Genomic DNA, 25,790 nt, shown 5'->3' on the forward strand with positions numbered 1-25,790 from the left:
GTACATGAAAACGAATTCAATCAGACCATTGCGCTTCTCTAACTCGATTTTCTTAATTTTACTTTTTCTTACTCAAGCAGTTTTGGCTGAGCAGCAACCTGTACTGAAATACAATGTAACCGGCTCTGGGAACTACTATCCTTACTATATTGATAATAAAAGCAATCCAGGGATCCTTCCTGAAATTATCAAACAAGTTATGCTGCTTGCTGATATTCAAGTGCAGCATGTCGAGCTTCCTGCAAAACGAACCGTTAAATACCTTCACCAAGGACATATCGATTTTGATGTCATAAGCCCCGAATGGCTGAGCCAGACAGAAAAACAAAATCCACAGTTTAGTTACTCAAACACCCTGTTTGCCGTTGAAGAGTATCTAGTGAGCTTAAAAAGCTCTGTGGCTCAATGGCAGCAACTCAACAGTATTCGTAATCAACCCGTAGGGACTGTTTTAGGCTATTACTATTATGACGATAACCGCTTTAAACGGGTTGATTTTCACTCTGAACAACAACTCATTCAGGCGTTAAAAATGCAACGAATTGAGGTCGTCATAATTGATAAACTGCCAGCATTATATTGGGCTGAGCAATTTGATGCAGATATCAGCTTTGGTGCATTACATTCGCTAGGTAATCTAAAAATTCGCCTGCGCAGTGAGCATCAATCATTGTTACCAAAAATAAATACAGCAATCAAAGAACTTAAAAATTCTGGCCGCTTAGATGCCATAATCAATAAATACACAAAAAGCATACCCCTACAATAATTAGGGATATTCCGCTTTGGACCTGCTTTTGCTATAATGCGCGCTGTTTTTGTTTTTCTTACCTTGTTAACTAAAAAGAGCCTCCTATGAGCATTGAACAAGCCCTAATCGAACGCAGTAATAACCAATGTGAACTTTGTGCCGCTACAGATAACCTGTCTGTATACGAAGTGCCGCCTGTTACAGAGGCTCATTCTGATAAATGCATTTATGTTTGCCAAACTTGTAAAGATCAAATCGAAAACAATGCTGATTTGACTGCAAACCACTGGCACTGCTTGAATGACAGCATGTGGAGTCAAACTCCTGCTGTACAAGTTGTGGCTTATCGCATGTTAAAGCGCTTAGCTGCTGATAACGGCTGGGCACAAGATGCACTAGATATGATTTATCTTGAAGAAGACACGTTAAAATGGGCGCAAACAGCCCTAGCTGAAGATGACGATATTAAGCACATCGACAGTAATGGTGTTGTACTTCAAGCGGGTGACACTGTGACACTTATTAAAGATCTTGATGTGAAAGGCAGCAGCCTTGTTGCTAAGCGTGGCACAGCAGTAAGAAACATTGGCTTAACGAGCAACCCAGAACATATTGAAGGCCGTGTTGATGGTCAACGCATTGTTATTCTAACCAAATACGTGAAAAAATAACGAGCACTCAATTTGCTTTTTAAAGCGAATCCGTAATTAAGAAAATGGGCCTAGTGCCCATTTTTTGTTAATTAAGCTATGATTAAGTCAGCGAACTTTATGCTTATTCAATTACAAAGACGCATAACCCTAAAACGCAAGGAAACAATCATGGCTTCGGATACCATCTCATCTTTCAAACGCGCTTCTCTATGCAGTTTAATGATCTTAGGGAGCAGCTTAGTATTAACAGGTTGTGGTGAAGACTCTGCCGCACCACAAGCTGAGCAATCAACAATGAAAACCCTCAATACTCAGGTTATTTATTTAGACCGCAGCATGCTGCCACCGGGTTCAGTATTAAAAGTACAACTTGCTGATGTATCAAAAATGGATGCCAAAGCAGAGGTTATCAGCGAACAAGAAATTGAATTAAATGGTGCACCACCATACAACGTGGCACTTGAGTATGACGAAAGCAAAATTGCTGACCGTCACCGCTACAGTGTGAGTGCACGCATTGAGAATCAAGGTAAATTACTTTACATCAGCACCACTCATAATAATCCATTTGCCGAAGATGCCTCTGGTGATGTGTACAAGGTGACAGTGACAAAAGTATCAGCGAAAAAGCCAGACGTGACATTGACCAATACGTATTGGAAAGCAGTTACAATCAGCGGTGAGGCTATCACCGTTGAAAATAAAGAACCTTTCGTACAGTTTAAAGACGATGGTTCAACCAATGGTCACTTAGGATGTAATAACTTCTCAGGTAGTTACGAGGTTAACGAGCAGACGCTTACATTCAACCCATTAGCAAGCACCAAAAAAATGTGTGTATCACAAATGGATATTGAAGCGGCCATGTCTGCAGCGCTTGCGGCAACAGCTAAGTACTCTATCAATGGTGAACAGTTAACCTTGTTAGATGATAGTGATGAGCCACTTGCGACCTTCGCAGCGACTTATATGAATTAACAACAGTTAAATAAAAAAAACGCCCAGCAATTGCTGGGCGTTTTTGTATTGAAGAAATTATTCTTCAACTAACTGTTCACTGCGATAAAAACCACTGCTATCGCTTAGTAATGAAACAAGCTCTGGTAATACCGCATCCATTGTTTGCTTTAGTTTCCATGGCGGGTTGATCACTATCATACCCGATGCTGTCATACCGTGAACGTCGGTGTCTGCCTCTGTTGCAAGCTCGAAAAGCTGAATGTTACGCATACCCGATGCGATTAAACCCGCTTCCATTCTGTCAATTCGCTCACGATCTACAACCGGATACCAAATCATGTACGTTCCAGTTGCAAAGCGTTTATGCGCTTTCACAAGGGTATTAACAACTGTATCGTAATCGTTTTTAATTTCGTAAGGAGGGTCAATAAGCACACAAGCTCGACGTGATGCTGGTGGTAATAAACCAATTAAGCCTTGAAAGCCGTTTTCACCACGTACGCGAATAGAACGCTTACCTTTCATGTTGTCTTGCAGTAACTCTAAGTCACGTGGATGCAACTCAAAGAACCAACCGTTATCTTGGCGACGTAAAAAGTGCTCTGCAATTTTTGGCGAACCGGGGTAAAAATCTAAATTACCATTTGAGTTAAATGATCTAATCAACTCAATGTATTCATTAAGTGCATTGTGTTCACTGTTATGCTGCCAAAGCTTAGCAATCCCATCTAAATACTCTTGTGTTTTTTGTGCATCACTGCCTGCAAGTTCAAAAAAGCCAGCACCTGAGTGGGTGTCCACATAATCAAGTGGTTTATCTTTAATTGTTTGGTATTTAAGAACTTCAGCTAGAACAAGATGTTTTAGCACATCAGCAGGGTTGCCTGCATGAAAAGAGTGTCGATAACTAAGCATATTTATAAATCGCCAAATGCAAATCTGCATTAAAAATGAATAGCCATATTGTACATGATAAACAGAAAATGATCCTAGCATCTGCCGCTTTGGTGAATCATAAATGAATAAAAAAGCCGCTACGCTGAATTACACCTTAATAATAAATAAAAATCCTCTAAAACGGCCGTAAATGCTGGCATATCAAGACACTTTCCTTTACATTTGCATGACAATAATCACAGTTTTATGAGCGCATTTATGAATAACGAAACTCTTTCCCAACTCGAACAACTGATCGACAAGTTAATTCTTCGCAACAGTGAACTTGAAAGCGAAGTTAAAAGCTTACAAGAGCAAAACTCTAAGCTTTTAGATGAGAACGAAACTCTGCAACTAGAAGTACTAGAAAACGAAGAGAAACAAAAAGATACAAGCAGCACACTAACTGGCCTGCTTGAGAAATTACAAAGCGTTCAACAGGCTAGCTAATGAGCGGCCCACAAAGTCAGCGGGTCACCGTAGAGCTACTAGGTAAAGAACATGAGTTCTCTTGCCCACCTGGGCAAGAACACGCCCTAGTTGCTGCTGCACAAAATTTGAATGACTTAGTGGAGCAAATGAAACAACGCTCATCGGTTCGCAATGACCAAAAAGCGTTGCTGATGGCAGCATTACATTTAAGTCATGAATTGCTTGAAGTTAAATCTCAACAAGCAGAACAAGAGCAACAACATGACAGCTTAATAGATAAGCTCAGCCAGCACCTTAGTATTTAGAAAAAAGCGCATCCTGCGCTTTTTTTGTTTACAATCAATTCTACTAACCACTATCAGAGCGAAACACTATGCGATTTTGTGCTTTTTTGATCTGTCTTTTCGTAAGCTATAGCGCCCAAGCAAGCGTTAGCTGGCATAGCATCACTCCCGAAATCCAATTTCTACAACAACAAAATAAACTGCGTTTTTACGATTCGAATCAAGTGCTGATTGAAGGTAAAGAATGCGCATTAATGTTTGATGCCAGTGGTAACTTTGCCGAAGTAGAAAAGCTCGCAGTGCAGTTAAAAAAACGCTTAAAAACACCATTATGTTATTTAGTGGCGAGCCATTATCATGATGATCACCTGCTAGGCTTGGCCGTTTTACAGGCTGAGTTCCCTGAAACTAAACTTATTGTGCATCAGCAAGTAGCAACTGAGTTTGTAGCAATGCAGCAAGCATTGACAGATAAATTAGATGGTTATGAAAAAAGTATTGAATTGAGCTATCAACGCCTTGCCAATCAACCTGAAGATCAACAAGCTATTTGGCGCGACAAACTAGAACTTGCTAAAAAACGCTTATTTCGCTGGCGAGAGCTCACCTTAAAGCCACCGGCGATTAGCATTCCTGAACCAACAAAGCTAAACCTTGGTAATTACCCTATCGTTATTACACCGTATCAAGCGCACACTAAAGGCGATCTTACTTTAAGTGCAGATCAAGGTCGCGTGCTGTTAGGTGGCGATATAGTCGACAGCTTACCCTATCCTGGGCATGGTACATTCACTCGCTGGATAACCACGCTGCAAGGTATCCAAAAAAATACCACACTGACAACTATTTTACCGGGTCACGGTAAGCCACTGACACCTGCTGAACTTGCACTCCCTTTGAGGTTTTTAAAAACCATTCAAGAGATGACAAATTCCTCGCCAGATAAACCAGTGAGTGAATTAATTCCGCTTTTTCCTGCAGAGGTTAAACAGCAATACCAACTTGATGAAGTGGGCGAAAGAGCGTTTTCTATGTTTCTAGAAGCTGGACTTAAACAAAGCAAATTGTCAAAATAGGGCTAAAATAGTAAAAGGATTTTATTATATGGCTCAAGTAAGTTTGAAATATTTACTTTTGCTGAGCTTGTTTATTGGCTTACAAGGATGCCAAGTAACTCAGCAAGAAACAGAACAACAACGGGCAAGGCCGGAGATTTTTAGCCATTACGAGCCCGATTTAACAACCCAACAAGCACCTAGTGAGTTTGTCGATTCAACAGCTGTTGAACCACGTCCTGTTGCTGCGCCCATAGCAGTCAATAATACCCCGCTAGCAAAGCCTCGTTCGAAAGATCTATGGCAGCATATCGCCAACAATTTAACGCTGGTATTTCAAACCAATAAACATACATCTGCACGAGTAAAATGGTATTTAAAACAGCCCAATTACCTGATTAAAGTAAATAAACGTGCGGCACCTTATTTGTATCATATCGTCACACGTATCGAGCAACAGAAGCTACCGATGGAGCTGGCCCTATTACCCTTTGTTGAAAGTGATTTTAGACCAACAATACGATCATCAGAGCAAGCCGTTGGTGTTTGGCAGTTAGTCGGCGCAACGGCTTATCATTTTGGTGTGCAAAGCGACCAATGGTATGACGGTCGCCAAGACATACTCGCTTCAACCGATGCCGCTTTAGCTTATTTAAGTTACTTACATAAACGCTTTGATGGTGACTGGCTGCATGCCCTTGCTGCCTATAACAGTGGTGAAGGACGCGTTAAAAAAGCCATCGAAAAAAATAAAAAGCTTGGCAAAAAAACTGACTATTGGTCATTATCATTACCAAAAGAAACCGCTGAATATATACCTAAACTTTTGGCACTTAGCTATTTACTAAAGCATCCTGAACAAGGCTTAAAGCGCCCTAAATTAGCGAATAAAGCACTCACCACAGAATTTGATGTTGGCCAGCAATTTGATTTTTCGGTGATCGCTAACTTATCTGGCGTGGGGCATAACCAGCTCCACAAATTAAACCCAGGATATTTAAAAAACCAAAGCTCGCCAAATGGTCCACATACTCTGCTTTTACCTATGGAGCGCCGCACCTTGTTGCAAAGTAAGCTGTTTCGCAACAACTTTGCCGGTGAGTATATAGTGCAAAAAGACGATACCCTTTATGGCATTGCCAGACGCTTTAATATGTCTGTAAAGGAGCTTAAAGCGCTTAATAGTAAAACAAGTAACCTGATTAAAGTCGGTGAACAATTGCGCTTATCACAGCCCCAAACCATGCCGGAATCACTTATGGTTGATTACAATATTAGCCCTTACCTTGAACAGCACGAGGAAGTTATCGCAACCATTGCGGTTGATTACCTAGTCAAACCAGGTGATTCAATTTGGAGTATCAGCCAGCTATACGACGTGCCTCATAAAGACGTTGCAACATGGAATAAACTCAGTGCCACCAGCATTTTAAAACCAGGCACCATTTTGACATTGCACCTACCGCAAGCAAAACCCGCTGAGCCGCAAGTACCAGCCAGCGAAGCCATGTTGTCAGGCATCGAAAGCTCGTTGAAAAAGCCTTGATTGCTCACTCTTTGTGGTTAGCGTAAAATCAGCGCCTATATTTAAATTCTAAAGAGAAATAACATGCAGATCAGTAAAGACGCAGCGGTTGAGTTTCACTACACACTTAGTGAAGCAGGCGAGCAAATCGAATCAAGTAAAGATGGCGAGCCACTTTCATATATCCATGGCACTGAAGGCATGCTTCCTGGTCTTGAAAAAGCCCTTGAAGGTAAATCGGCTGGCGATAACTTTAGCGTAACACTTGAGCCTAGCGAATCTTACGGCGAGCGCGTTGATAACCTTATTCAACGTATTCCACTTAAGCATTTACAAGGCAACACAAAAGTGTGGAAGCCAGGTATGACTGCAATCGTTCATTCAAACCAAGGTCGTCACCAAGTGACTATCGTTAAAGTGGGCCGTTTCAATGCAGATTGTGATTTAAACCACCCATTTGCTGGTAAAACACTAACGTTTGATGTTGAAGTGATTAATGTTCGCCAAGCAACTGCCGAAGAATTATCACACGGCCACGTGCACGGTGAAGGCGGTTGTGGCCACAGCCACTAAGGGTAAATGATGACAAACGTTGCAATTGTCACTGGTGGCAGTAAAGGTATTGGCAAAGCTATTGTTGAGCGTTTAGAGCGTGAAGACTACACAGTATATAACTTAGATATCACCCCGTCTGAGGGCAACTATCGCCACTGTGATGTTAGTGATGTTCAGCAGGTGAAGTCAGTTATCGCCGAAATTATTGCCGAGACGGGTCGCGTTGATGCCTTAATTTCTAATGCGGGTCGTCATTTAAGTGCCAACATTGAAAATACCGATGAAGCAACGTTTGATGCCCTGTTTGCGCTCAATGTGAAAGGTGCCTATGCAGCAATTCAAGCTGTATTACCTAGCATGAAAAGCCTGCAAGGCGGCAGTATCGTATTGGTTGCCTCTGATCAGGCAATCATTGGCAAACCAAACTCGTTTGCTTATAACCTCACCAAGCACGCGCTAGCTTCCATGGCAAAAACGACAGCACTCGATTATGCGGCGTTTAACATTCGTGCAAACGCAGTGTGTCCGGGTACGATAGAAACGCCACTGTTTCATAATGCGATTGATGCATATTGTCAGCGCAGTGGTGCCGATAAAGCAGAGATTGTTGCTGAAGAAGCCGCGCTGCAACCGCTAGGCCGTTTAGGGCAACCAGAAGAAATTGCTGCCTTGGTGAACTTTTTAATAAGCCCAGAAGCGAGCTTTATTACTGGCAGCTTACAAAGCATTGATGGTGGATACACCACGCAATGAGCGACAAAATTATTGACCCCCATGTGCACTTTTTTAACCTCACGGAGGGTCAATACACTTGGCTACAAGGTAGCAATCCCCCCTCTTGGCCAAATTTAGATAAAATCAAAAAGCAAATTACTACCTCAGAACTTAAAGCCGCTTGTCCATTTCAACTAGAAGCCTTGGTGCATATTGAAGCTGGCTTTGATAATCAAGCGCCTGTGAATGAGCTTAATTGGCTTGCAACACATTTAAATGACATACCCTATCGCGCAATCAGCTACAGCGCGATTGACGCATCTAGCAAACACTTTGAAACGTCACTCAATGAGTTAGATCATCCATCTTTGGTTGGTATTCGCGATATAACCGAAGGTGATGAAGCCAAGCGCTTATTAACTCCTCACTGCCAAGATAACCTAGCCATGCTCGCAAGCGAAAACTTACACTTTGAAGCACAGTTTGAAATTGAAAACATGCAGGTAACCGAGCAGCTTATTAAGTATTGCAGAGCACTGCCGTCATTACGTGTGGTGATAAACCATCTAGGCTTTATTAGTAATGAGCAAATATGGCTTGAAGCAATCATTAAACTCAGCCGCTGCGATAATATCGCGATAAAGTTCTCAGGGTTAGAATTCACACAAATTGCCGTAAACAAACATCTTTGGCTGGTTAATAATTTAGTTAAGTACTTTGGTGAACATCGCGTTATGTTTGCCAGTAATTTCCCTGTTTGCCAAATAAATACCAGTTACACAAACTGCTGGCAGCACTATCACTCACTGTGCTCGCAGTCGAGTTTATGGCATAAACTAAGCTATAAAAACGCCCGCGAAATCTATCTAATTGCTTAAAAACTAGCTATATTCAGGTCAGTAAAGCTGTTTAGGTTGGTGTTATGTTTGTTCATTTTAAAAAGCCTTTAGCTGCTGTAGCAGTTACTTGTTCGCTCATTATCACAGGCTGTGGTGGTTCTGGTAACTCAGAGTCAGGGACTATCGATGCTGCTGATATCACATGGACTGAAGGTGTATTTGAGCCATCAAGTAAGTTTGACCAACAATGCCAAGCACTTAATGAAAAGCACTGGCTACGCGCTTGGAGTCACGAAACCTACCTTTGGTATGACGAAATTGTTGATCGCGACCCTGCATTGACTGATGGTGTTTTAAATTACTTTGCCTTATTAAAAACCCAAAACACCACTGATTCAGGTGCAAACAAAGATAACTTTCATGCCAGCTTGCCAACTGACGAGTGGCAAGCTCAGAGCCAATCGGGTCAGTCTTTTGGTTATGGCTTTAAACTTAAGTTAATCAGTGCCAGCGCCCCTCGCCAAGGGATTATCAGCTACACAGAACCTAACTCACCGGCTGCAAACCTCAACCTGAGCCGAGGCTTAGAAGTCATTGAAGTGGATGGCGTTGACTTTGTTAATGCCAGCACCCAAGCCGAGGTTGATGTATTAAATGCAGGCCTCTTTCCATCAGAGTCTGGCAAGGTGACCTCTTTTGTATTCAAAGACATTAATACCAGCGAAATTTGTGAAGTCACAATGACTGCACAAACTATTACAGGCCAAGCAGTTAGCAACATAAAGACCTTCGCTAATGGTGAAGTAGGCTACTTTCAGTTTAATCGCCATAATGCTGTAGCAGAAAAACCCTTATACGATGCCTTTAATGATTTAGCTGCAAGTAACGTTAAAGATTTAATTATTGATATGCGCTATAACCCAGGTGGATTCCTGCAAATGGCCAGCCAAGTTGCTTACATGGTAGCAGGTGAAAGCAACACCACAGGTAAAATCTTCGAGCGCACTATTTTTAATGATCAGCATCCAACGTTTAACCCAATCACTGGCGATCGCTTAGAGCCTGTTTATTTTACTGATGAGTTTTTAGGCTTTGCCGAAAACCCAGCTGTCAGTCCAGGAACCCCATTGCCTTCGTTGAACCTAGAACGTGTTTTTGTGCTGACAACGGGTAACACCTGCTCAGCAAGTGAGGCAGTGATTAATGGCCTACGCGGTGCTGATATCGAGGTAATTCAAATAGGCGAAACAACCTGTGGCAAACCCTATGGTTACTACCCAACTGATAACTGTGATACTACGTATTTCAGCATTCAGTTTACCGGTGTCAATAATAAGGAATTTGGTGAATATGCAGATGGCTTTGCACCACAAAACAGCAACGATAGCGAGTTTCAACCTGTAATGATCCCAGGCTGCGCTGTAGCTGACGACTTCACTCATCAATTAGGCGATGAAAGTGAAGCTATGCTAAGTACAGCGCTTAGCTATCGTGAGACTGGCCGCTGCCCTGCCGCCACTTCAACGATTAGTGAACAAGGGTTTGCACCGGCTATTTTTACAGACACACCGAAAGTGCTTGATACCCGTACTTCTACCTTGCTTCAGCAAAGTAAAATTTTAGAGCAGTAGGAACCTTAATGAGAGCCCAACTAACTAGTCTATTACTGTTATCGACACTGCTAGGCTGTAGTGCTCAAAGCCAAGAGCCAACACCGAAACTGCAGCATGCGCGGTTAACTGAGCCACAAAGTGAGCTAATAGCAAAAGGGATAGCAAGACTAATGCATAGCAAGCCTATCGCTGTAGCCGATGATGCGTTTATAAATAGCAGTATATTAGTGACTGATAGTATGAATGTACTGGATGCGCAAGGTAACCCGATAATGGGTAAACAGCTAGCTATGCCTGAGCGTTTTGAATTATTAATCAAAAATAAAATGTGTTTTGTGCGCCATTTAGATAGTAAAGCGACCGAGCCATTGCCTTTGGTAAAATGTAAACCGATAAACTAACCTAAACTAAAAAGCAGATATAAAAAAAGCCCTTACGGGCTTTTTTAGTCGGGGGACAATCAAATTGATTGTTATTATGATTAGAAGCGAGCTTCAAACCCTAAACGAACAGAGCGAGGAGCTTGCCATGTATACGCAGAACCATAATAAGAGTTAACTTCACCCTCATTTTGCTCATAATGCTCATTCGCAGATGTCATCTCTTGGCTATTAAGTACGTTAAATACGTTAATAGTTGCACGCATATCAATATCAGATACCGTGAAGTCATATGCAGCTGATAAATCTAAGTTAAACGTCCAAGGAGTACGACCCGCTGTACCACGAGTGTGCTGCTCATAGATTTTTTCGTCTTGTTGACATTCGCCATCACCATTAGTGTCTGGACACTCATTGGTATAGATGTAGAAAGTATCACCCCAGCCACCATTTAGGTTTGGATCTTTTGATGGATAACCTTGACCGAATAGGCTTTGTGGACGACCACTTTGTAGTGTTGCATTCCAACCAACAGTTAAGTTTTCAACTGGTTCCCAGCTACCGAAGAACTTAAATGTGTGACGACGATCGTTAGGTTGATAACCTTGTGAACCATCCATTACTGCTGGGAAGTCGAAGTCTTGCGTAATACCCGCATCAGCTTGACCGATATCAGACTTAACAGCACCTTCGAAGTTACCTACACTACGTGCCCAAGTATAACCGAATTGGTAACGGATAGTTTCCGCGCGGTAATCCAAGCTAAATTCAACTGACGTATACTCATTGTTTGCTTTCGGTAAGCCGATTGTTTCAGCTGAGTAAGTTGTTAGTGAGCCTGCATCTGGAACACCGTCATTATCAAAGCTTGAATCACCCCAATCAGTACCATTCCAGTAATAACCATCGCTGTACCAGCTTGATGTAGAGCCTGGATTGATCATGACGCAGTATGGGTATGCGTAACGGCCACAGTAATCATCAAGCGCAGTTGCAACTTCACGATATGTACCTTTTAAACCAACGGTGTATTCATCATTAAGTGCTTGTTGCACACCAATGATGTACTCATCTTTAGAAAATGGATCCGCTTCTTTTGCTTGGAAAATATCTTTTTCAGGGATAACAGGTACACCACTCACTTGTTGTGAGTTTGCTAAACCACCACTACCGATAGTATCAGCTAAAGGAGCAAGGCCTGTTGGTGCGCCTGTTGTTGGATCCACACCCGTATACGTATAAGCAGTCGTAATATCACTGACACCTGATGCCGCACGGAAAATCGTGTTATTAGCAACTGGTAAATAGTAACGACCATATGTACCGTACACTTTCGTATCACCCGTACCTGTTGGATCCCATGTGAAACCTAAGCGAGGAGCAATGTCTGTTTTAAAGCTTGTTAATAACTTGCCTGTCGTACCCCAGCTATCGAATTCGTCGATACGTAGGCCAACTTTAACAGCAAAATCATCAGTTACTTGCCAGTGATCTTCAAGATAGTAAGCGGTTAATTCTGACTCAAAGCTACCACCACCGTCAAAGATACGATCTTCAACATAATCAAGTGCAGCACCTGTGTTATTGGTTAGTGCACCATTATCAGCTTGCCAGCTACCATTATCTGCAAGCGTACGATAATCATAGCTATGACCACCAATTGGTTGGCTGATTCGCTCTGATTTACGCTCTTGATAATCGATACCAAAGCTAATTTCGTGTGCATCCCACACATACTCAACATCTAAGCGGTATTGTGTGTTGTCATCGTTATTTGCACCAAAACTACCACCAGCACCACAGCCAGTGATTGGGTTTGAAGTACCACGCGAGTCAGTTACACTTGGACAAACTAGATTTTCAGACTGAGTTTCATACTCAGTTTTGATATTACCAGCCATTGCTGTAACTACTAGGTCTTCTGTTAAGATACCTGTATAGCTTAAGCTTTGTGCTTTACCACCACGTTTTAGAAGTGCGCCATCAATACGATCACCAATCGCACCATTGTCATACTCAAAAACAGAGCGCTCAATATCACGACGGTTTGAGTAAGCAAAATAGCTCAAGCGATGGTTATCCGTAATATCCCAATCAAGCTTACCACCCCAGAAAAGGTTATCACCGCCTGATGCTGATTCTTTACGATATTGATCGTTTGGTGAGAATTCGTCACCTCCCCAAGTGTATGTAGACTCTGTATCACGAGGATTTACTAAGCCATAGAAGAATAAAGTATCTTCAATTAACGGACCACCCACTGCTAAAGTGACATCCGCGCTATTATCAGAAGCTACGCTTTCATCTCGGAAAATTTGCCCCGCGCCTTGGTTACCACGTGAAATAGAACCCTCTTCTTGAAGTGAGTCAGGAGAATATTGCACAACTGCAGAGAATTCCCATTCATTGGTACCACTTTTGGTTGTGGTGTTAATCGTACCACCCGTCGCACGGCCAAACTTCGCTGAGTAACCACCCGTTTTTACTTGGAATTGGTCATAAAATTCGAATGGCACTTCACCACAGCCTAGACCTTGACGTGTATTTGTTACTTCAAGACCATTGATATAACAAGCATTTTCCGCAACAGATGAACCACCAAATGACGCAGTGTTACCAAATGCACTATCACCTTTAACTGCACCAGGCGCTAATAATGCAACCGAAGTAAGATCACGACTGATAGGCATACGATCGATTTCAGCATCGGTAATAACCAAGCCTGAGTCAGCTGTCGATAAATCAATTGATGAAATACGTGCACCAACAACTTGAATAACTTCAGGGCCTGAGTTTGCAACACTTGCTAAATCAAAGTTTGCCTTTGAGTTAGCACCTAAAGAAACACGCACTTTGTCTTCAGCAACAACATTACCGTCTTTTAGAATCTGAATGTCATAGTTACCTGAAGGTAATGATGCAAAGCGGAACGTTCCATTTTCTGAAATATTTAAAGTACGTTCTAAACCTGTTGCTGGATTTTTAACTTTTACAGTGTAAGAAGAGGTATTTGCCACATTCTGAACAGAACCAATTACGTCCGATGCAGATGCAGGAAGGGCTAAACCTAGCGATGCAGTAACTGCTATCGCTGTTATGCTTTTCCGAAACATAGATTTCATTTTTGTATCCCTGTTTAAATTATAATTATTTGCGCCTATAAAATAGGCACAATTACATTAGTAAAGTGAAACAAGAATGTAAATTAAAAAACACAAATATATTACAAAAAAACCATATTTATTAGAATTAGGGGTTAAATGTAACTCTATGTAATCAAAGGGTTTTAACCTGTATAATTTCAGAAACATAAACAATACAGAGATGGGTTATATTAAAAACATCAAAATAAACCAAAACATTTAACATTAAAGCTAGCAAACTTAGATTCGGCATTCAGCTTAAACATGCCTATTATTTAATAAAAAAGCCTAATACATAAATATTAACAATTACATTTTTTCACAAAAAAGGCCCTAACGGGCCTTTATCAATATTCAACATTAAATTTTAACTCTGATATTGTGAATTAGTATTACTTAATCTCAACACGTTGAGAACGCATAACAACTTCATCATTTAATTCAATACCGATACCTGGCTCTTCTGATACTTGGAAGAAACCATTTTTAGGTTGTGGATCTTGAATACATAACTCACGGTTCCATTTTTTAATCGCATAGGTGTGATGTTCGTGAATTAAGAAGTTAGGAATCGCAGTTTCTAAGTGTAACGAAGCTGCAGTTGCTACTGGACCGCCACACACGTGAGCTTGAATACGCACATCAAAGATATCTGCATAATCACACACTTTTTTAGTTTCAGTGAAACCACCACACAGGCCTAAGTCTGGCTGTAGCACATCAATACTTTGATCTTCTAAGTATGGACGCACACCCCAGCGGTTATACAAACGCTCACCACCTGCAATTGGCACCGCTACTTTGTCAGCAACTTTTGCATGTAATGAATGATTTAAGTAATTCACAGGCTCTTCGTAATACATACAATCGAACTCTTCAGCAATTTCACCAATTTGAATTGCTGATGTTGCGCCAGGTAAACTGTGACATTCAAAAATAATGTCAACTTCGTCACCGACTGCTTCACGAATAGCCTGCATACGCGCGCGATATAATTTCATTTCTGCACGAGAAATAATGTTAGTGCGATCGTAATAAGTATTGCCGTTTTTATCGTACTGGATTGGGTCAACTTTTACCGCATCATACCCTTCAGCCATCGCCTTAAGCGCTGCTTCTGCGTATTCTTCTGGGTGAACAAGCGCTTTAAATTCGCTGTCCCAGTCAAACTGTAATTGTGATGCATAAGTACGCAGCTTATCGTTAACTTTACCACCTAATAGCTGGTAAACAGGCAAGCCTAGTGCTTTACCTTTAATATCCCAAAGTGCAGTATCAATGGCGCTCATTGCTGCATATACAACAGGACCACCACCTAAACCCCAAAAGCTTTCGCGTAGCATTCGTGACCACAGTTTTTCTGTTTGAAATGGGTCATGACCAATTAAAAAGGCATCAGCCATTTCTTTGATCATTGCCGCAGCTGCGCTATGACCTAAATCATAAGCCAGACCCGCTTCACCCACACCGCTAATACCTTCATCGGTGTGAATACGCACAAAAACAGGTGTCCAAGCAGGTCTGTCTGGACAATGAATATCGAACACTTCGACGCGATTAACTTTCATGGTTACTCCTTACTGAGCAAAACTAGGATCAAGACGATAAGCTTTACGCAACATGGCTGGCCAAGCTAACTGGCCACCGGTGCTGCCGCTATGCACGACATTCGCTTGATTATAAATATTATCGATAATAGGTTGTGGTACTGGAATTGCCGTTTGACCACTGGCTTGAATAGCCAATTGAATTTCGCAGGCACGCTGCAAATCATAAAATCGCATAAAGGCATCTCCCACTGTTGGGCCAACAGTTAAGCCACCGTGGTTAACCAATAGCATGTGATTAGTAGTGCCTAAATCATCTTGCAAGCGCTTTTTCTCATCACTGTTTACCGCTAACCCTTCGTAGCCATGATAAGACAATGATGGCAATGAGAACATTGAGTATTGGCTAAGTGGTAACAGGCCTTTTTCTTGCGTTGCAACGGCGATGGTTTCTTTTGTGTGTAAATGAATAACACAGTGAGCGTCATCACGAACTTCATGAATGGCACTGTGAATAGTAAAACCAGCCGGATTAATTTTAAATGGCGTGTCATCAAGAATATTGCCGGCTAAATCGACCTTCACAAGATTAGATGCCGTCACTTCATCAAAACTAAGACCAAATGCATTAACTAAATAGTGATCTGTGCCCGGTAAACGTGCCGATAGGTGGGTATAAATTAAATCCCCCCATCTAAAGTGCTCAACTAAACGGTAACATGCTGCTAAATCAACACGAAGCTGCCATTCTTGTTCAGATACTTTATTTTTTAAATCGAGTTTTGGTAAGTCAAACATGGAAAACCTTGTATATGTGACACTGCACAAATAGATGTATAGAAGTCTAAATTACTATTAATAGATGATCAATAGGTGATACAAAAAGGCCACATCAATTGATGTGGCCTTTTCACGCTAAAATGGTGTTTATTTTACTTGTGATAAGTAATCAGCAATTGCAGCCATTTCTTCTTCAGATACGTTTGCAACCATTGCTTTCATCGCAGCAGCCATACCGTTGCTACGCGCACCTGACTTAATGTCTTTCATTTGTGCTAGTAAGTACTCTTTATTTTGACCATTTAATTTAGGGTACTGAGGCATGATAGGCGCTTTACCTTCTGCACCGTGGCAAGTTTGGCAAAGCTTAGCTGTGTATAGTGTTGCACCATCCGCAGCCATAGTGTTGAAAGATAGGCTTGCAGCCATTGCAATGCCAGCCCCACATAAAATTTTCGTGATCTTGCTCATTTGTATCTTCTCTTTTTTGACGGGTTATTAAACATTTTCTTTAGTGTAGACCATGATTTAACAATATTGCACCCGAAAATTGTAACGGCAATAGAAACAGTCACTACCAAATTAAATCATCAGGTACTTCAAAATCAGCATACGGATCATCTTCATCCTTTTGCTTATCTTCAGGCTCAACATGGAACACTATGTAGTCTTCGCTGACTTCAGCGACTTTTCGTGCTGGTTCGTCTTCCAGTACAAAAAATTGGCCTTCTAAAACACAAATTGCTAAACGGCCACCAGCTAGGGCCTTTTGTGTTTTTTCGTTTACTTCGAGCTCTTTCACTTTATTTTCATAAGTGAAGTTAAATGTACGATCACCACGGATCTCATCTTGATTGTGATGCTCTAAAATCTGTTTAACGCGAGCCACTTGCTCACGTTGCTTTTGCTCTTCTAAACGCGCTTTATTAAGCTCGTCGGCTTTTTTCTGTTGCTCAAGCTTAGTCTGCTCAATATGCTTTTGCAGATCGCTAGGATTACTCGTGGCGCCTTTCTTTTTCTTCTTTTGCTGTTTGCGCTTTTCAGATTTGGCTACTTTAGCTTTATGTGCCGTAGTAAGACCAGCCTTAAGTAATTGATCTTGTAATGAACCCATGACGAAATTCCAATTTATTAATGCGTATTAGGGTTATTTTAATCAGCTCTGCCAACAAATAACAGTACTGAGCCCACTTGATTAACAGCAATCGAGTATATTGATGTGAGATTAACACGCGATGAAATCATGACATATTGATTTAACGCAAGATTTATCATTTTAGTCGCCTTTGAACTTGTAAAAAAACCTGTACCCGATAAGCTAGGGCTTTTCCTCTTGGGAGCTAAAAATGCAGCTGCGACATTTGTTACTTTGCTCTGTGTTTATTTTCTTTGTTTTATACGCCCCACAACCCTTACTTGGATTATTTGCTAGTCATTTTTCTGTATCGCCAGCCACTGCTGGTAGCTTAATGACCGCTACTATGTTGCCACTAGCCATTGCTCCTTTAGTGTATGGCTTGTTTTTAGCTAAGCGAAACCCACTCACAATTCTAAAAATTGCCATGTTTGTGTTAGCAATCAGCTGTATCGCTTTTACTTTAGCACCAAGCTTTGAGTTGCTATTACTGGTTCGTTTTATACAAGGGATCACCCTACCTGCGGCTCTCACCGCTATGACCAGTTATATTGGTGTGACTTTTCAGGCTGACCAATTACAACGTAATATGACACTTTACATTGGCAGCACCATTGTTGGTGGCTACTTCGGACGTATGTTCGCTGCTTTGTTTACTGACTTTTTAAGCTGGCAAAGTTTTTATTATGTGATTGCGCTTGGCTTAGTACTGTTTGCACTCGCCATTCCTAAATCAAACAAAGGTGCGAGTATTCATGCTGCAAAGTCGCCGCTATTGTATCTAAAGCAATTAAAAGATCCGTTGGTATTAAAGCTCTACGGAGCGGTGTTTTGTATGTTCTTTTGTTTTGCGGCACTGTTAAATTATTTACCTTTCATTCTGCAAGACAGTTTTGCTATCACTAACACCCGAGACATCGGACTGGTTTACAGCGGTTATTTGCTTGGTGCACTAGCTTCTATAGCCACACCTTGGCTGTTACGAAAGTCATCAACACCTTGGCGTTTACTAACCTGGGTTTTTGTATTTTATAGCCTGACGATGGTGCTATTGATGAGCCAACAGTTATTACTTTTTGTTATTGCTTTTACTGGCTTTTGTGGCGCAATGTTTGTGATCCACTCAAGTGCCGCTCCACTGGTAAATAAAATCAGCAGTGCACCTGCAAGTGTCACCAATGGCGGTTATGTATCGTTTTATTATAGCGGTGGCGCATTAGGTTCGTTATTGCCTGGGCTGGTATATCAGCAACACGGCCAAGTTGCCTTTATGACCGTGCTACTTTTAGTCTGCTTAGTGGGTTTAAGCTTAGTTTATTTGGCAGGTAGAAATACGATACGCGGTTGATGCCCGGTACTTTCAAAAAACAGCTCTAAATCCTCTTTTTTCATCAGCCAAGTGGCAGTATTTTCAAAAGGGTGACAATGAAAAAGCTCGTTAAACCAAATTTCTTGGTCTAGCCAAAGAGTGACATTATTTTGCTTATCGTTTAACAGTGCCAACATAGAAACACAGCCCGGTGGCACTTTAAGATAACGCGCTAATCGCTCATCAGATGCAAACCCTAAACGCGATAACCCCTGCTGCTGAGCAATGGCTTTTAAGTCGAGTTGTTTGTCGTGAGCGGTGATCACTAAAAAGTGGCGCTTACCTTCGTTATCCCGTAAAAACAGGTTTTTTAAACGTGTGCCCGGTCTATCGAGCATAAACTTATCGGCATCTAAGCTGCCGTGTAATGGTGGATGCTCAATCACATCATAATTAATATCTAATTGAGCTAGCGTAGCAGCTAACTTGCTTTTATCTGCATACATTTACAAACAACGTCCTCGTAATTGCACACTTAAATCACGCCATAATACTTCGTCAATAACGTGTTTATCGTCGCAGTATTGTCGTTCTTTAAGCTCTTCATTTAATAATTCAACCGCTTGGTCTTCGAGCATAAGTTTTAAGTTGCTCGACTCTTCAAATACTTCTTGCTCGGCAAAATCTTTAAACTGCCTGCGTGTCATTGGCTTATCGAGATTAATCGGGCGTCTGCCCTGTGCTTTAACTGACACCACATAGGCAAAGATTTTATTGCCTTGCTCATCATTTTTTTCGTAAAACTGCTTATTATTGATTTCAAAAGGAGGCGCTTCTTGTTGGCTTGCGCAACCGGCAAGTAAAACAACCAAAAGCCATGCTATTTTTTTCATTATTGGATAAGCCTTGAACAGTGAATGCGCTTTAGTCTACCAAAAATAAAACAACAGAGTAAAAAATCGAACATTTTAAAAAAAATACTTGACCACAAATGCAAAAATATTTAAAGTTCACCCCGCTTGAGACGCAAGACTTAAGCATCCTGTTTTTAGGAATGTGGGGCTATAGCTCAGCTGGGAGAGCGCCTGCCTTGCACGCAGGAGGTCAGCAGTTCGATCCTGCTTAGCTCCACCACTTTCCTACCTCTCTTTAGGCAATCTGCCAAATTTTTAATAAAAACCAATAAATTCTAAATTAAAGCGACTTTATTAGTCTTTCTACCGTCTTCGTTTTATTTTAAACACAAAAAAAACCGAGCAAAGCCCGGCTTTTTAAGCAATTACTTTTTAGTGATTATTCACGAATTTGGCCTTCGCCATTCACTAAGTATTTTTCAGTTGTAAGTGACTCTAGACCCATTGGACCATAAGCATGTAGCTTAGTTGTCGCGATACCAATCTCAGCACCTAAACCTAACTGTGAACCATCAGAAAAACGCGATGACGCATTAACCATTACCACAGATGCATCCACACTGCGTTGGAATAACTCAGCTGCAGCTTGGTCTTTAGTACAAATCACTTCAGTGTGGTTTGAACCAAATTTAGCAATATGATCAATGGCACCAGCAAAGTCAGGCACAACCTTAATTGCGATTTCTAAATCTAAGTACTCTTCACCAAACTCGTCGTCAGCAAGTACTGTTGCATTATCAAAGTACTCGGCAGCTTTCGCATCTGCATTTACTTTTACGCCTTCTTGACGAAGAACAACTGCACACAGGTTTAAAAACTCATCAGCGATATCTTGGTGAACCACTAAGCCTTCTAGGGCATTACACACACCAGTTCGCTGAGTTTTACCATTTAATAGTAAATTGATTGCAACGTTTAAATCAGCGTCTTTATCTACATAAAGGTGGCATACACCTTTAAAGTGCTGAATCACTGGAATAGTGCTGTTTTCTGTTACAAAATTAATTAAACCTTCACCACCACGCGGAATGATTAAATCAATTGTTTCACGCTGTTGCATCAGCTCCATGAGTAGACCACGGTCTGGATCTGGGATCACTGAAATCAACGCAGCAGGTAAACCATGCTTTTCAAGTACTTTATGCATTACACTTGCGATTGCTTGCGAGCTACGTAGTGCTTCTTTACCACCACGTAAAATAACACCATTACCCGATTTAAAGCATAACGCACCGGCATCAGCCGTCACATTTGGACGTGCTTCATAAATCATACACACAACACCAAGTGGTACGCGCATCTTGCTGATCTTAATACCATTTGGACGCTCTGAAATTTCACGTAATTGACCTACAGGATCATCAAGGCTAACAATTACTTCGATACCTTCGGCCATTGCTTCAATACGCTCATCGTTAAGCGTTAAACGGTCAATCATCGATGCTGCAAGGTTGTTATCACGTGCTGCCGCTAAATCGCTTTCGTTCTCTTTGATGATAAAGGCTTTGCTTTCGCGTAGCGCCTCTGCCATCTCAGTTAACACTTGATTCTTAGTAGCAGTATCAAGTAAAGCTAACTGGGTTGCAGCTTTTGCAGCTTGACTCGAAATATCCGTAATTAAACTCATGACTTCTCCAATAATGCGATATCTTTCTCTGAAACAACTGGGCCGATTGAATCTTGCATTTTTTCGCTAAATTCACTTTGCTCGTTGTCAGCAATAAAATTCAATAAACAGCTACTATAATTCGCTGTTGCTTTTGCCAGGCGCGTACCATCATCACTACGAACTAAAATGGTATCGCCTACGCCAAATTCTCCGTGTACTGCAACGATTTCATCGCTACGAATACAACCGTCTTCATCTTTTAATGATTCATCAAATGAACCTTCAACGACAACCTCACCTTGCTCATTTGCTGTGTGAGTCATCCAATGCACTGCTTCTTGCATTGGTTTTTCATATGGTGTGAAGATAGTACCTGGGTTGTCACCCGCAAGCAGTCGGTTAAATGTCTCTTCTTTAAAACCATTTAAAATAAAGGTTGTAATACCATGTGAAGTGGCTTTTTCAGCCGCTTCGATTTTCGTTTTCATACCACCTGTACCAACGGCACTGGTTGCACAACCGGCCATGGCGTAAATTGATTCATCGATGCTATCAATTTCAGGCAATAGAACTGCATCTTCATGCAAATTCGGGTTTTTGTCATATAGACCATCAACATCCGAAAAAATCATCAATGCATCGGCATCCGCAGCTGCGGCTACCATTGCCGACAAGTTATCATTGTCGCCAACTTTTAAATCGTCGGTTGTTACCGTGTCATTCTCATTAATGATAGGTAATACACCATGCTCAAGTAAGGTGAAAACGGTTTCACGGATACTTGTGTAACGCTCACGGTCACGTAAGTCACCATGAGTTAATAAAATCTGTGCTGATGGGAAATCAAAGAAGCGATCCCACATCGCCATCATTTCTGTCTGACCGGCAGCAGCCATTGCTTTTTTCATCGTCACTGAACGCTTTTCTTGTTCAGGGAATAAATGCGAACCAGCAGCTACCGAACCCGATGATACTAAAATAACTTCGATACCTTGCGCTCGACAGCGAACGATGAACTGTGCAATGGTCAGTAAATAACGAGAGCGACACCCGTCTTGTTCGGGTGCGATTAATGCGCTACCTACTTTTAGTACTATACGTCGCCAATTTAACTTTTGCATAACTGTTCAACTTTCCATTTTACTATCTGTTCAGTGCCAATTTGCCACTGATTAAAAGACTCGCGCTTAGCTTTACTAAACGCACTGACTATTATCACTTTGCCAAACTACTTATCTATGCACACGACTACGCCACGCAAGTACTGCGATTAGATATAGCACAACTTTTATTCAGTCAGTAGACCAAACGGTTATAAACCATAAGTTGATAAAAAAAGATAAGTGTTGTTTATGTATCGCTGTAAAAAGCTGTGTGCGGCTTTTATTAATAACAACATACATAGAGCCTATACAATCTGGTACACCAACAGATAGGGTGTAGATTGTATGACCGAGATTTAGCTGCCACGATGGGAGCTAAACATTGACCAGATAATGAACTTATATTCTATTCAACACGTAATAAATATGTACTGAACAACTTAGAGCTCATTTCTATTTAATTAGAAAACAAAGTGTATAAAACACTAATAATGTCGCAAACAAGTATCTTTTCAGAAAGCTAAGCTATAAAGAGTGTCTCTAAAGCTAATAACTATTTAGATATCAAATTGTTTGAACACGAACTATAATACGGGAAATCAGGGGCAAAGATCAAGTGCAAAAAGTAGTCATAACTTTTATACTTACCATAAACATAGAAAATATACATTTATTAACAGTACCTTAGGCGCGCAATTTTATTGTGTAATAATTTTTAACGAGCCTAGCAGGGTTTAATTTCATAAACACACCCAAAAAGTATTAATAACGACTAAAATCGTATTTGAAGCAACGAGTTTGCTTGTATCCATGACGGTGAGTAGGCTTTAATAGGCAAGCATTATTTTAATAATGTCAGCAACTAATGACGCGATTATCTAAGGCGTTGGCATTTTAAATTGTAGTAACTAAAGGATAATTCATTCTATGTCAGCAATTTTTATAGCAGGGATCGCCTTGTGCTCAGTATTAGCACAATGGGTAGCTTGGGCGTTTCGTGTACCGGCTATTTTATTTTTACTACTAACAGGTTTAATTCTCGGGCCTTTTAGTGGCGTACTTGAACCAGATGCATTGTTGGGAGATTTATTATTCCCAGTGGTTTCTTTAAGTGTGGCAGTGATTTTATTCGAAGGTTCACTCACTCTGCACTTTCGAGAACTTAAAGGGATTGGCAAGGTAGTTCGTAACCTTTGTTCAATCGGAATGATCACAACTTGTTTGGTGATAAGTTTAAGTGCCTATTGGATTCTAGAACTTAATTGGCGTGTAGCCGCTGTACTTGGTGCGGTACTTGTTGTAACAGGCCCTACGGTTATTGCACCGTTATTAAACTCTATGAGACCAAACCAAGACATAGACCGCATTTTACGCTGGGAAGGCATAGTAATAGACCCTATTGGTGCCTTGTTTGCTGTATTGGTTTTTGAAGCTGTCATGCTGGTAGGTCAAGGCGAAGTACTAAGTCATACCATTATCGCGTTATTTAAAACTCTCGGTGTAGGTTTAACCATTGGTGTGGTTGCAGGCTGGCTTACAACGCTGCTTATTCGTAGAGAATGGCTGCCGTTTGAGTTACACAAGTTTGGTATTCTTGCCTTAGTACTCATCAGTTTTACGGTTTCAAACCATCTAAGCCATGAATCTGGTCTACTCGCTGTTACCGTGTTTGGTATTTGGCTTGCCAACCAAGACGAACTTGAAATTGACTCTGTACTTGAGTTTAAAGAAGACCTTTCGATGATCTTGATTTCATCGTTATTCATCTTACTTGCAGCCCGCCTACAGCTATCAGATTTAATGATGTTACATAGCGATGTGTTTATTTTCTTAGCCATCGTGCTTTTTGTGGCTCGCCCAGCGTGTATTGCAATATCGACTTTTAAAACCGACTTGCCTATCAAGTCTCGTTTAGTGCTGGCTTGGATTGCTCCGCGAGGTATTGTTGCAGCTGCGGTAGGCTCTGTATTCGCGTTAAGTATGGTGGAAGCTGGCATTGCCGATGCTGAAAAAATGGTACCACTCATATTCACAGTGATCATTGTCACTGTAGTACTACAAAGCTTAACGGCAACACCATTGGCAAAGCTGTTAAAAGTGCGCCAACCTGCACCAAATACAATTTTGATTATTGGTGCCAACCATGTAGCAAGAGCCATCGCACGCGGCTTAAAAGATCAAAACATTCCGGTGCACTTGTCTGATCCTGCATGGGAGAACTGCAAAATGGCACGCATGGATGGCTTACCTTGTTACTATGGTAATCCGCAGTCAGAGCATGCTGAGCGCTATTTACCGTTAACGACGATTCGTAGCGTACTCGCGCTTTCGCCTAACCGCCACCACAACGCATTAGGCGTTCAGTACTTCTCGCATTTCCTCGACGAGAAAGATGTGTTTTCACTGCGTTCTTCAACAAACCACGCTAAAGCAAATAAAGACAGTGCGACCTTCTTATCGCGACAAATTTTGTTTGGCGACAATGGCGCCTATGCGCGCTTAAGTAGCTTAATTGCCAAAGGCGGCAAGGTAAGTGCAACACGTATTTCTGAAGAGTTTAGTTGGGAGCAATACAAAGACGTTAATAGCGAAGCTATCCCGCTGTTTATTTTAAATGGTGAGAAAAGTGATGATGACGATTCACCTATTAAAATTCGCCCGTTCACTACAAATATGGAAAAAACACCGCAAGTAGGTGAGCGTATTGTGGCACTACAGCCACCTAAATTATCGGTACTAAAAGACCCGAACAACGGCAAACCAAAAGAAACTAAAGAAGAGAAATAAAAAAAGGCCAGCATTAGCTGGCCTTTTTATTTGCATGTATTTTTATTTGCTTACATAGGTAAACGGGCGCGTGCAACGACGCTGTCTGGCATTTTTTCGGCAAGCTTAGCGAGTAAATTTTCGACTTTCTTGTGAGTTGCTTTATCGGCAACCATTGAATGAAATAACCAACGGTAGGCATCTTCATAATCGCGCGGGCTGCCATAACCTTGATTAAATAGGTTAACCAGTCGCATTTGTGCCTTTAAGTTGCCTTGGGCTGATGCTTCTCGTAAATAGGTTACCGCCATCGCTTTATCTTGCTGCACTAACTGGCCTACATCGTAGTAGCGACCAAGTTGCTCTAATGCCGCGCCTAGCCCTTGTTGAGCAGCCTGACGCATGTAATAGACCCCTAACTCTACATTACGGTCTACACACACAGCATAAGCTAGCATATCGCCATACAGGAACTGATATGATGGCAGTGCCATTTTATTGGCTCGTGCCTCGATATCTTGCACTAACTGGCAATCATCTGCCTTTACACGTGCTAGGTGTGCATTTTTATTGATCAAGCCAATTAACTCGCTCTCTGTGTACAGAGGCACAGCTGTTATAGGCTCTTCAGCCATGCTTAGGCTTGAGAAGAGTAATGTTAAAGGCAATAAAACACGCATCAAAATCACTTAAATAAAGTCAGTCTTAGCAAATAATATACAATTATCATTCCAGAGTGAATTTTGGGCACAAAAAAAGCTGCCGAGGCAGCTTCTTTTTTCAGTCA

The 25,790-nt window shown here is 41.4% G+C and carries 26 protein-coding genes and 1 tRNA gene; 15 read left to right on the forward strand and 12 right to left on the reverse strand.

Translation table 11 applies throughout. From position 1 onward, the window contains the following. Positions 1-4: 4 nt before the first annotated feature. The 3 genes from WA256_RS14925 (at position 5) to WA256_RS14935 (ending at position 2,382) form a co-directional block, all read left to right on the forward strand. Positions 5-769, forward strand: a complete 765-nt coding sequence (locus WA256_RS14925; RefSeq protein WP_335992531.1) for a substrate-binding periplasmic protein — start codon at positions 5-7, stop codon at positions 767-769. An 86-nt stretch (positions 770-855) separates the two neighbouring features. Further along, complete coding sequence (locus WA256_RS14930) at positions 856-1,422, forward strand: PhnA domain-containing protein (RefSeq protein WP_058583950.1); 567 nt, start codon at positions 856-858, stop codon at positions 1,420-1,422. 150 nt (positions 1,423-1,572) lie between these two features. Beyond that, positions 1,573-2,382 carry an META domain-containing protein gene (locus WA256_RS14935; RefSeq protein WP_058583951.1) on the forward strand — a complete coding sequence of 270 codons (810 nt, stop codon included), beginning with the start codon at positions 1,573-1,575 and terminating at the stop codon, positions 2,380-2,382. Between the two features lie 57 nt (positions 2,383-2,439). Here the strand turns inward: WA256_RS14935 and WA256_RS14940 are convergent, their stop codons facing one another. Continuing rightward, positions 2,440-3,279, reverse strand: a complete 840-nt coding sequence (locus WA256_RS14940) for a 23S rRNA (adenine(2030)-N(6))-methyltransferase RlmJ (RefSeq protein ID WP_062566627.1) — start codon at positions 3,277-3,279, stop codon at positions 2,440-2,442. A 240-nt stretch (positions 3,280-3,519) separates the two neighbouring features. Between WA256_RS14940 and WA256_RS14945 the strand changes: the two genes are divergently transcribed. The 9 genes from WA256_RS14945 to WA256_RS14985 all read left to right on the forward strand — a co-directional run bounded on the left by WA256_RS14945 (position 3,520) and on the right by WA256_RS14985 (position 10,718). Beyond that, on the forward strand, positions 3,520-3,750 hold the full coding sequence (locus tag WA256_RS14945) for a cell division protein ZapB (protein ID WP_054563591.1): 231 nt from the start codon (positions 3,520-3,522) through the stop codon (positions 3,748-3,750). Next, positions 3,750-4,037, forward strand: a complete 288-nt coding sequence (locus tag WA256_RS14950) for a cell division protein ZapA (RefSeq protein WP_054563511.1) — start codon at positions 3,750-3,752, stop codon at positions 4,035-4,037. The genes WA256_RS14945 and WA256_RS14950 overlap by 1 nt, the downstream gene beginning before the upstream one ends. Before the next feature lie 68 nt (positions 4,038-4,105). Further along, complete coding sequence (locus WA256_RS14955; RefSeq protein WP_335992532.1) at positions 4,106-5,092, forward strand: MBL fold metallo-hydrolase; 987 nt, start codon at positions 4,106-4,108, stop codon at positions 5,090-5,092. A gap of 28 nt (positions 5,093-5,120) precedes the next feature. Next, a complete protein-coding gene (locus WA256_RS14960) occupies positions 5,121-6,617 on the forward strand; it encodes a LysM peptidoglycan-binding domain-containing protein (RefSeq protein WP_304636218.1) in 1,497 nt (498 codons plus the stop codon). Positions 6,618-6,680: 63 nt separating this feature from the next. After that, positions 6,681-7,169 (forward strand): FKBP-type peptidyl-prolyl cis-trans isomerase, encoded by a 489-nt coding sequence (locus tag WA256_RS14965; RefSeq protein ID WP_054563509.1) that lies wholly within the window; start codon positions 6,681-6,683, stop codon positions 7,167-7,169. A gap of 9 nt (positions 7,170-7,178) precedes the next feature. After that, the gene (locus tag WA256_RS14970; protein ID WP_130167217.1) at positions 7,179-7,904 is read left to right on the forward strand and encodes an SDR family NAD(P)-dependent oxidoreductase; all 726 of its coding nucleotides are present in this window, start codon (positions 7,179-7,181) and stop codon (positions 7,902-7,904) included. Then, the gene (locus tag WA256_RS14975) at positions 7,901-8,743 is read left to right on the forward strand and encodes an amidohydrolase family protein (RefSeq protein WP_130167216.1); all 843 of its coding nucleotides are present in this window, start codon (positions 7,901-7,903) and stop codon (positions 8,741-8,743) included. Before WA256_RS14970 ends, WA256_RS14975 begins: the two co-directional genes overlap by 4 nt. A gap of 44 nt (positions 8,744-8,787) precedes the next feature. Continuing rightward, positions 8,788-10,335, forward strand: coding sequence for a S41 family peptidase (locus WA256_RS14980; protein ID WP_335992533.1), 1,548 nt, complete (start codon positions 8,788-8,790; stop codon positions 10,333-10,335). An 8-nt stretch (positions 10,336-10,343) separates the two neighbouring features. Beyond that, on the forward strand, positions 10,344-10,718 hold the full coding sequence (locus WA256_RS14985; RefSeq protein WP_062566632.1) for a hypothetical protein: 375 nt from the start codon (positions 10,344-10,346) through the stop codon (positions 10,716-10,718). Positions 10,719-10,798: 80 nt separating this feature from the next. Here the strand turns inward: WA256_RS14985 and WA256_RS14990 are convergent, their stop codons facing one another. The 6 genes from WA256_RS14990 to WA256_RS15015 form a co-directional block, all read right to left on the reverse strand. Continuing rightward, positions 10,799-13,819 carry a TonB-dependent receptor gene (locus WA256_RS14990; RefSeq protein WP_062566633.1) on the reverse strand — a complete coding sequence of 1,007 codons (3,021 nt, stop codon included), beginning with the start codon at positions 13,817-13,819 and terminating at the stop codon, positions 10,799-10,801. Between the two features lie 413 nt (positions 13,820-14,232). Further along, positions 14,233-15,408 (reverse strand): mandelate racemase/muconate lactonizing enzyme family protein, encoded by a 1,176-nt coding sequence (locus WA256_RS14995; RefSeq protein ID WP_054552450.1) that lies wholly within the window; start codon positions 15,406-15,408, stop codon positions 14,233-14,235. 9 nt (positions 15,409-15,417) lie between these two features. Beyond that, on the reverse strand, positions 15,418-16,185 hold the full coding sequence (locus WA256_RS15000) for a class II aldolase/adducin family protein (protein WP_054552449.1): 768 nt from the start codon (positions 16,183-16,185) through the stop codon (positions 15,418-15,420). Between the two features lie 129 nt (positions 16,186-16,314). After that, positions 16,315-16,638 carry a c-type cytochrome gene (locus WA256_RS15005; RefSeq protein ID WP_054552448.1) on the reverse strand — a complete coding sequence of 108 codons (324 nt, stop codon included), beginning with the start codon at positions 16,636-16,638 and terminating at the stop codon, positions 16,315-16,317. A 103-nt stretch (positions 16,639-16,741) separates the two neighbouring features. After that, positions 16,742-17,281 (reverse strand): DUF2058 domain-containing protein, encoded by a 540-nt coding sequence (locus tag WA256_RS15010; protein WP_063529912.1) that lies wholly within the window; start codon positions 17,279-17,281, stop codon positions 16,742-16,744. 38 nt (positions 17,282-17,319) lie between these two features. Continuing rightward, positions 17,320-17,442: a hypothetical protein gene (locus WA256_RS15015; RefSeq protein WP_267237900.1), complete on the reverse strand. Its 123-nt coding sequence runs from the start codon at positions 17,440-17,442 to the stop codon at positions 17,320-17,322. Between the two features lie 71 nt (positions 17,443-17,513). Here WA256_RS15015 and WA256_RS15020 point away from each other — a divergent pair, with 71 nt between their 5' ends. Beyond that, positions 17,514-18,650, forward strand: coding sequence for an MFS transporter (locus WA256_RS15020; RefSeq protein WP_304636221.1), 1,137 nt, complete (start codon positions 17,514-17,516; stop codon positions 18,648-18,650). Here the strand turns inward: WA256_RS15020 and WA256_RS15025 are convergent. Next, positions 18,617-19,117, reverse strand: a complete 501-nt coding sequence (locus WA256_RS15025; protein ID WP_058583962.1) for a prolyl-tRNA synthetase associated domain-containing protein — start codon at positions 19,115-19,117, stop codon at positions 18,617-18,619. The genes WA256_RS15020 and WA256_RS15025 overlap by 34 nt on opposite strands. Next, the gene (locus WA256_RS15030) at positions 19,118-19,504 is read right to left on the reverse strand and encodes a hypothetical protein (RefSeq protein ID WP_054563498.1); all 387 of its coding nucleotides are present in this window, start codon (positions 19,502-19,504) and stop codon (positions 19,118-19,120) included. It lies immediately after the preceding gene. A gap of 165 nt (positions 19,505-19,669) precedes the next feature. On the opposite strand from WA256_RS15030, the gene WA256_RS15035 reads away from it, so the two are divergent. Then, positions 19,670-19,745 (forward strand) — tRNA-Ala (locus WA256_RS15035). A 159-nt stretch (positions 19,746-19,904) separates the two neighbouring features. Here WA256_RS15035 and WA256_RS15040 read toward each other — a convergent pair. Together WA256_RS15040 and proB are read right to left on the reverse strand one after the other, a co-directional pair. After that, positions 19,905-21,152 carry a glutamate-5-semialdehyde dehydrogenase gene (locus tag WA256_RS15040; RefSeq protein ID WP_058583963.1) on the reverse strand — a complete coding sequence of 416 codons (1,248 nt, stop codon included), beginning with the start codon at positions 21,150-21,152 and terminating at the stop codon, positions 19,905-19,907. Further along, the gene (gene proB / locus WA256_RS15045; RefSeq protein ID WP_054552442.1) at positions 21,149-22,255 is read right to left on the reverse strand and encodes a glutamate 5-kinase; all 1,107 of its coding nucleotides are present in this window, start codon (positions 22,253-22,255) and stop codon (positions 21,149-21,151) included. The genes WA256_RS15040 and proB overlap by 4 nt, the downstream gene beginning before the upstream one ends. A 909-nt stretch (positions 22,256-23,164) precedes the next feature. Between proB and WA256_RS15050 the strand changes: the two genes are divergently transcribed. Continuing rightward, the gene (locus WA256_RS15050) at positions 23,165-25,024 is read left to right on the forward strand and encodes a cation:proton antiporter (protein ID WP_130167212.1); all 1,860 of its coding nucleotides are present in this window, start codon (positions 23,165-23,167) and stop codon (positions 25,022-25,024) included. Positions 25,025-25,074: 50 nt separating this feature from the next. Here WA256_RS15050 and WA256_RS15055 read toward each other — a convergent pair whose 3' ends face one another. Next, positions 25,075-25,683 carry a tetratricopeptide repeat protein gene (locus WA256_RS15055; protein ID WP_054563494.1) on the reverse strand — a complete coding sequence of 203 codons (609 nt, stop codon included), beginning with the start codon at positions 25,681-25,683 and terminating at the stop codon, positions 25,075-25,077. Positions 25,684-25,790 lie beyond the last annotated feature (107 nt).

The sequence above is a fragment of the Pseudoalteromonas sp. CH_XMU1449-3 genome (assembly GCF_037027245.1).
GTDB lineage: Bacteria > Pseudomonadota > Gammaproteobacteria > Enterobacterales > Alteromonadaceae > Pseudoalteromonas > Pseudoalteromonas shioyasakiensis.